This window comes from Pseudoalteromonas sp. Isolate3 (genome assembly GCF_022398505.1).
GTDB classification, from domain to species: domain Bacteria; phylum Pseudomonadota; class Gammaproteobacteria; order Enterobacterales; family Alteromonadaceae; genus Pseudoalteromonas; species Pseudoalteromonas apostichopi.
The window spans coordinates 76,439-83,301 of record NZ_JAKEVN010000005.1 but is presented as its reverse complement, the minus strand read 5'-3'; the positions used below and the strand labels follow the sequence as shown (position 1 = coordinate 83,301).

Genomic DNA, 6,863 nt, shown 5'->3' with positions numbered 1-6,863 from the left:
TAATAAATACATCGCGACTTTGCTATTTATTTTTGCTTTACTGTTGTGCACGAATTACCAAACATGGTGCATTAATTTATATGGATAAACCCTTCTCTCAAGCCTGTGAAAACAACAAATTACCTATTTTAAACGTATTAGAAGAGTTCTTTTCTGATGTGACGAATGTATTAGAGGTAGGCTCTGGTACGGGGCAACATAGTGTGCATTTTGCAACGCATTTAGCACATTTGCAGTGGCATTGTAGTGATCGCGAGGTTAATCACCCTGGGATTTTAGAGTGGCATCAAGAAGCTGAACTATCTAACTTGCATGCGCCATTAACACTCGACCTCAATGATCCTTGGCCTGTTGAAACAGTGAATGCTATTTTTACTGCGAATACGATGCACATTATTAGCTGGCCGCTTGTGGAGAGCTTTTTCCAAGGTGTAGCAAAGCATTTAGCGGCTAAAGGTAAATTGTGTATTTATGGGCCATTTAAGTATCAAGGTAAGTATACCAGTGCCAGCAATGCTGAATTTGATGCTTTTTTAAAACAGCAAGATGAAAATAGTGCCATTCGTGATTTTGAAGCGATTTGCCAACTCGCTGAGCAAGCTGGCTTAACCTTTGTTGAAGATGTGCAAATGCCTGCAAACAACCAATTATTGCTGTTTAAAAGGCAGTAAGCTTTCGCATTGGGCTTTATAGAGCGCCATATGTTGGCGTTCTCTAATTATAAAATCACTGATGGCAGCTGCAAAATCACCGTGCTGAATATGATGCAGTGAATAGGTATATACAGGTTTAAAACCTCGACTTATTTTATGCTCACCTTGCGCGCCAGAGTGGAACTGTTTTAGTTTGTTGGTAATGCAGTATTCAATGCCTTGGTAATAGCAAAGCTCAAAGTGCAAACTATCGAGCTCATAGTTCGTTCCCCAGTAACGACCATATAAACAGTTCTGATCTTTAAAGCTGAGTGTGGCGGCAATCACCTCTCCTTGATATTTAGCGAACATTAGCACCAGTTTGTCGGCCATGCTTTGCTGTAATAACTCGAAAAAAGCGGTATTCAAATAACCATTGTGGCCTGAGCGCTTCAAATAGGTTTGGCGGTAAAAATGACTAAATTGCTGCATGTGCTGTTTGCTGATGTCAGCACCTTCGATCCATTCTACGGCTATCTGCTGTTCAGTTATTTTAGCGCGTTCTTTTTTGAGCGATTTACGCTTTCTTGCGGTGAGTGAAGCTAAAAAATCCTCGAAGCATTTATAGCCTTCATTAAACCACTGAAACTGCACGCCATGACGTTGCATTACGGTGTCGCTAGTTAATGCAGTCGCTTGCTGCTGGTGGCAAAAATTTATATGCCAACCTGACCAGTCTAACTGCGCTGCTGTTGTCGTGAGTATGTGCTGAATGTAAGCATAGACTTCAGTAGGATCAGCATAGTTAATACTAACTCTTTGCCCAGCAATAGGCGTGAATGGCACGCCGCAAAGCCATTTAGGGTAATACCCTAAGCCATGCTGTTGGTAGGCTTCAGCCCAAGCCCAGTCAAATACATATTCACCATAAGAATGATGTTTTAGATACCCGGGTAGTAAGGCTATGACCTGTTCTTGCTGGTAAATTGCTAAGTGCATGGGTTGCCAGCCCGACTCTTCACTCACACAGCCACTTTGTTCTAGAGCCGCTAAAAAAGCGTGATCAGTAAAGGGTGTATCATCAAAAAATGACTGCCAAAGAGCAGCATCAATCTCGCTTATTTGATTAAACCAGCGGTGGTTAAACTCACTCATTGTGCTGCCGATTCAATATCTTTAATGAAACTGCTGATATGCATAGCGAGCTTATCGAAATAAGGGTTAAACGTGAGTCGTGCAAAGGGTTTGTGTGCTTGTAAATTTTCGGCTGTGCGCTCACCCATCACAATGTCTTCTTGGTATTTGCAGGCTGTATAAAGCGTATCGTCATCTAAATAGCTGCCGCAATTTCGGTACAAAGCTTTACGGCCATAGTAAGGGTTACTGGGTTTATTAACGATACCAATATGTGACATCCCTTTGATTTTTTTACAATCATCTGTATCGCAGTCATCACGGATTATGTGGTAATCAGCAGGAAAGCTGGCTGGGATGTTATTGTCGTCACCATAGTATACAAGGCGATCAAGCTGATTATTTTTGCGCGTTTTTGGGTCGTGCAGTTTAGCTAGTAATTTAAAGGTTGCCTGGTTATCTATCGTGGTGTCAACATCACTAAAGGTGCTAAATATTGCTACATTAGGCTGTTGACGATAACGAAGCTCATCAAGGCTGATACGGCTCATTGCTTCGTGGCTAGCTGAGGCTGCACTAAATGGAAACGACTCATACTTGGCAAAATCAAGATCCGCGTCTTTATCAATCCAATTCACAAATGGAATTGCATCGACCCATTTAGCCAGCCAACCGTTTTTATTGTGTGGCTCGCTCGCGGGTGAAAACAACATAGCAGCTGTAATTTTATTATCTACAGGGCCTTGAGTTAAGTAATCAATAACCAGTGCAGCACCGGTTGAGTAGCCCCCTAAAATCACCTGATCAAAGTCTTTTAATGTGCGTTCAATGGCATACACACTGGCCTTTTGCCAATCATCGGCATTTATGTCTCTGAGTGCTGCGGGAGCGGTACCATGCCCTGGTAGTAAAATTGTGCGTACCGTATACCCTTGTTGATAATACACTTGTGCAAGGTCGTGATAGGTAAAGGGTGAGTCGGTCAAACCATGGATTAAGAGTACGGCTTTACGGCTATCGGCCTGTTTTAGTTCGAATGGGCTTATTAAATCGGCAACAGTCGCGTTTGCTGGTCGAGCGCCTTGTGCAACAAGCTGCTGATAGGTGTCGGTATAAACAGGGCATGGCAAACTAGCACGCGGATTTTCGCTGCTAATTTGCAGGTACGCAGCGGTTAAATAGTCACTAAATGCTTGCTCGATATTATAGCTAAAGGTGCTATGGGTGCGTGGTAATGGCTCTCTAAACAGCCCTTCGCGTTTACTTTTCATCATTAGTGCTTGGTCTTCAAGCTGAGTAAGGCAGGTTTGTTGCTGTGCCATTAATGGGCTGCTAAATAGCCCACTGATGGCCCAAGAGATAGCAACTAAGTTGATGAATTTCATATTTTAAGCATCCTTTTAAAGCCTGTTTTTAGCTTATCGAGTTATCTTTGATTTGTAAGCAAGCTGCGTCAAGCTAGCGGTAAATGACGCTTAGTGAAAGCTTGTTTTAAGACCACCGTCGACTCGATGTTAGCAATACAATCAATACTACCTAGCTTATGTTTCACAAAGCTTTCATAACTTTCTAAATCAGCGGCAATAATCTTTAGAAGATAATCATAACTACCTGAGATAACAGAACACTCAAGTACATGATCAAGTTTCTCAACTTGTTGTTCAAATTGCTCAGCAGCGGCAACTGAGTTTTGGTTTAGGCGTACAAAGGCATACACAGACACATTTAAATCAACCGCTTTAGGATTGATGGCAGCATGGTAGCCACTGATCACATTCGCTGATTCGAGTTTTTTAATACGGCGCAGGCAAGGAGTATCTGACAGGCTGACAGAATGGGCTAGCTCCGAGACAGAAGTTCTTGCATTATCTTGTAAAGCATTAAGTAATTGTTGGTCTTTTTTATCTAATTTCATTTTTATTTGAGTGATTTTCACTAATCTAGATGGATTCTAGTCTATATTTTGGCGATTAGCACTCATTGAACTCTGTTAACATTATCGCAATATAATTATTTTGGAGTGAGCCTGTGACTGAGAACACAAAGGCATTTGATAGCTGGCTTCGCACCCGTTTTGTTGAGATCAATAGCGCGCTAGAAAAACTATATTGGCAACAAGACGATAAAGCGAATGTAGAAGGTGTAGGTGAAGACCTTAAACGTCAATTAGAGCAAGAAGGTAATGAGCATATTCGTGCCTTACTTGCAGAAGGTAATACCGATGAAGGCTTTGACAACGCCTTCGATTTATTAGGTAATGTTGGTTTGTATATGGCGGCATGCCGTCGTCATGAGATTACAGAGCCTTCTCGTGAAACAACCTCCCCCCTTGTCGAAGCCTCAGCACTGGCAATGCATATTGGTGCATCTATTGGTGTAACTCCTCGTTTCGCAACTGCGCATTTAACCACGCACAATAAAGCTGTTGATGGCTTGTATAAGCGCTTTACTGACCTTGAAGATGAGAAAATCTTTGTTGATTACAATACCAAGGGTATTTTAGCGTATAAGCGTGCGGCGGATGCTTTATTAAAAATTCAACCATTGGGCATATCGCACCCCATAGCAGCAGATTTACTCGCAGTGGCAAAGCAAGCACTGCTAGATGTTATTGAGTCGAACAATGCGTTATACAACAAGCTTGATACAGACCGCTTCTTCTATTGTGTGCGCCCTTATTACAAGCCGTATCGAGTAGGAAAAGAGGTGTATCGTGGTGCTAATGCTGGTGATTTTGCGGGCATAAATGTCATTGATTTATTACTTGGTCTTTGTTTTGCAAATGAACCTAGCTACTCGCAAATGCTGGTGGATAAATTCTTGTATATGATGCCTGAAGATCAGCAAATTTTGCGTGAAAGCATGCGTATGACAAGTATTATGGATGATTTTTTAGCTGCAGAAGCTGAGCGCGATAGCGAATGGCTACAAACTAATTTAAAGCTGTTTATTCAAGTGTGCAAACTGCATGGTGATACTGCGATTGGGCATCATAATCAATTGGTTAGTAAATACATTGCACAACCTTCACAGAAAATGCAGCAACAGCATATGGATAAAGTCACAGCCAGTGGGCCTCCTTTACACATGTTACTTAACTCACTAGAGCAGTTACGAGATCGTCGTGCGGCAGCAAAACGTGATGATATTCGCACCCGTTTTGATGATTTAACTAAATTAAAACAGTGGATTAAGTAATGAACAAAGACGATTTTGTAATTCCACAAGGCGGCTATTTGCTTAACCACTCTGTTGGGCGACCTTTAAAATCAGCTGAGCAGCACTTCCATCAGCAGTTTTTTGCAGCTTGGCAAAATGAAAATAAAGAACCATGGCAACAGTGGCTGCAAGGTGTCGAGGCATTTACAAGCAGTCTCGCTAAGTTATTTAACTCGCAAAAGGAGTTGTTTTGCCCGCAAGTTAATTTATCGAGTGGCTTAACCAAGCTTTTGATGTCACACCCGCGACTTCAGCAAGAAAACTGCAAAGTGTTGATGGCAGAAAGTGATTTTCCAAGTATGGGCTTTGCAATGCAAAAAGCTTTACCTGAAAGTGCAGAAATCGTGTTTATTGGAAAACATGAAGATTTAACCGATGCTCACGTTTGGCAGTCATATTTAGCGAATAATGAAATTGATTTAGTCTTCATTAGCCATGTTTATTCAAACACAGGCCAGCAAGCACCTATCCGTGAAATTATAAATATAGCAAAGCAACACAACACATTGACTTTGCTTGATGTTGCACAGTCTGCGGGGATTCTAGAGGTTGACTTAACTAAGCTTGATGCCGATTTTATGCTGGGCTCAAGCGTGAAATGGTTATGTGGTGGACCTGGTGCTGCTTATTTATGGGTTAACAGCAACCAACTTTCATTTTGTCGGCCACAAGATGTTGGCTGGTTTTCTCATCAAAACCCATTTGAATTTGATATTAAGCACTTTGCTTATCATCAAACCGCGTTGCGCTTTTGGGGGGGAACACCTTCAGTTGCACCTTATATTTTGGCTTCGCATAGTATTAATTACTTTGCAGAGCTGGGTATTGCGAAAGTACGAGCGCATAACTTAGCAATGCTCGCACAGTTTCATGAGCAATTAGCTGATTATATGCGCTCTCCAAAGCAAGCTGATAAATGCTCTGGAACTGCTATTATGCATTTTGGTGAGCAACAAGCGGCTGTTAAAGCAGCGCTTGAGGCTGCGAATATTGCTGTTGATGAGCGTCACTTAGGTTTAAGAGTCTCTGCTCATATTTATAATGATCAGCAGGATATAAACACTTTTATTACGACTGTGAAAAGCGTTTTAGATTAAGTGCTTGCCGGGCTTTTGCTTTTACTGAACGCCAATGAGTCATTGGTTTTTCGGGGACCAGCGCCAAAATTTGCTCAAAGTCGATGTCATCAATACTGACTTCATTACTGTGGGCAAACATAATTCGTTTTGGTTGCAGCGCTTTTAGCATCAGCAAAGAGTTCAAATACAGCTTAGGATAAAAAACAGGAAAGGGCGGCACTAGCTGTCCTTTTACTTTTACTAGTAAATCAGCAATGTAAATTCGCTCACTGGGGATATGGTATAGACTAATATCTCGGTCGGTATGACCTGGGCTATGTAGCGCCTGCCAATCCTCAAAGCCGGGTAGGGTTTCATCTGTTGTAAGGTAGTAATCAGCATCGAGGTGACGACTATACCAAAGGTTATGACGCTTTTTATTTAATCTTCCAGCGACCCACCAAGCCAAAGCGATATCGGTTAAGTGCATTAAGAAACCATCAATGCCTCGATACCATTGTCCAGGGGCATTTGATGTGGCAATTTTGGCGCCGCTTAACTTTCTTAATGCATGCGCCCCACCTGCATGATCTGGATGCATATGGGTTACTACAATCAGTTTTAAGTTTGTGATCGGGCGCTTTAGTTGCTCGGTGATATAGTCAAACACGGTATTAACATCCGCGCGACAACAACCATCAAGTAGCATCAATTTATCTGAATATTCAATCAAATAGATATTTTGAATATAGCCTTCGAGCGTGTGAATTTGCAAAACAATTGATTCCTAAACTTAGTCAGCAAACTTGTTATATCATGT

7 protein-coding genes are annotated in these 6,863 nt (G+C 41.8%); 3 read left to right on the top strand and 4 right to left on the bottom strand.

The window, feature by feature from the left end:
* Window positions 1-80 precede the first annotated feature (80 nt).
* Window positions 81-671, top strand: a complete 591-nt coding sequence (locus tag L1D46_RS02495; protein ID WP_130050089.1) for a DUF938 domain-containing protein — start codon at window positions 81-83, stop codon at window positions 669-671.
* On the opposite strand, the gene L1D46_RS02490 is transcribed toward L1D46_RS02495, so the two are convergent.
* The 3 genes from L1D46_RS02490 to L1D46_RS02480 form a co-directional block, all read right to left on the bottom strand.
* Window positions 648-1,787 carry a GNAT family N-acetyltransferase gene (locus L1D46_RS02490; RefSeq protein ID WP_239976724.1) on the bottom strand — a complete coding sequence of 380 codons (1,140 nt, stop codon included), beginning with the start codon at window positions 1,785-1,787 and terminating at the stop codon, window positions 648-650. The genes L1D46_RS02495 and L1D46_RS02490 overlap by 24 nt on opposite strands.
* Entirely contained in the window at window positions 1,784-3,151 is a 1,368-nt protein-coding gene (locus L1D46_RS02485; protein ID WP_239976722.1) for an alpha/beta fold hydrolase, read from the bottom strand. Before L1D46_RS02485 ends, L1D46_RS02490 begins: the two co-directional genes overlap by 4 nt.
* 68 nt (window positions 3,152-3,219) lie before the next feature.
* Complete coding sequence (locus L1D46_RS02480; RefSeq protein ID WP_130050086.1) at window positions 3,220-3,681, bottom strand: Lrp/AsnC family transcriptional regulator; 462 nt, start codon at window positions 3,679-3,681, stop codon at window positions 3,220-3,222.
* 113 nt (window positions 3,682-3,794) lie between these two features.
* Here L1D46_RS02480 and L1D46_RS02475 point away from each other — a divergent pair, with 113 nt between their 5' ends.
* Together L1D46_RS02475 and L1D46_RS02470 are read left to right on the top strand one after the other, a co-directional pair.
* Complete coding sequence (locus L1D46_RS02475) at window positions 3,795-4,964, top strand: monodechloroaminopyrrolnitrin synthase PrnB family protein (protein WP_239976721.1); 1,170 nt, start codon at window positions 3,795-3,797, stop codon at window positions 4,962-4,964.
* A complete protein-coding gene (locus L1D46_RS02470; protein WP_167658789.1) occupies window positions 4,964-6,082 on the top strand; it encodes an aminotransferase class V-fold PLP-dependent enzyme in 1,119 nt (372 codons plus the stop codon). Before L1D46_RS02475 ends, L1D46_RS02470 begins: the two co-directional genes overlap by 1 nt.
* Here the strand turns inward: L1D46_RS02470 and L1D46_RS02465 are convergent.
* Entirely contained in the window at window positions 6,054-6,818 is a 765-nt protein-coding gene (locus tag L1D46_RS02465; protein WP_130050083.1) for an MBL fold metallo-hydrolase, read from the bottom strand. The two genes, L1D46_RS02470 and L1D46_RS02465, sit on opposite strands and share 29 nt — an antisense overlap.
* Window positions 6,819-6,863 lie beyond the last annotated feature (45 nt).

Coding starts and splice junctions, on each gene's coding strand:
- L1D46_RS02495 (WP_130050089.1), top strand. CDS start 81: ATGGATAAACCCTTCTCTCAAGCCTGTGAAAACAACAAATTACCTATT.
- L1D46_RS02470 (WP_167658789.1), top strand. CDS start 4,964: ATGAACAAAGACGATTTTGTAATTCCACAAGGCGGCTATTTGCTTAAC.
- L1D46_RS02490 (WP_239976724.1), bottom strand. CDS start 1,787: ATGAGTGAGTTTAACCACCGCTGGTTTAATCAAATAAGCGAGATTGAT.
- L1D46_RS02480 (WP_130050086.1), bottom strand. CDS start 3,681: ATGAAATTAGATAAAAAAGACCAACAATTACTTAATGCTTTACAAGAT.
- L1D46_RS02485 (WP_239976722.1), bottom strand. CDS start 3,151: ATGAAATTCATCAACTTAGTTGCTATCTCTTGGGCCATCAGTGGGCTA.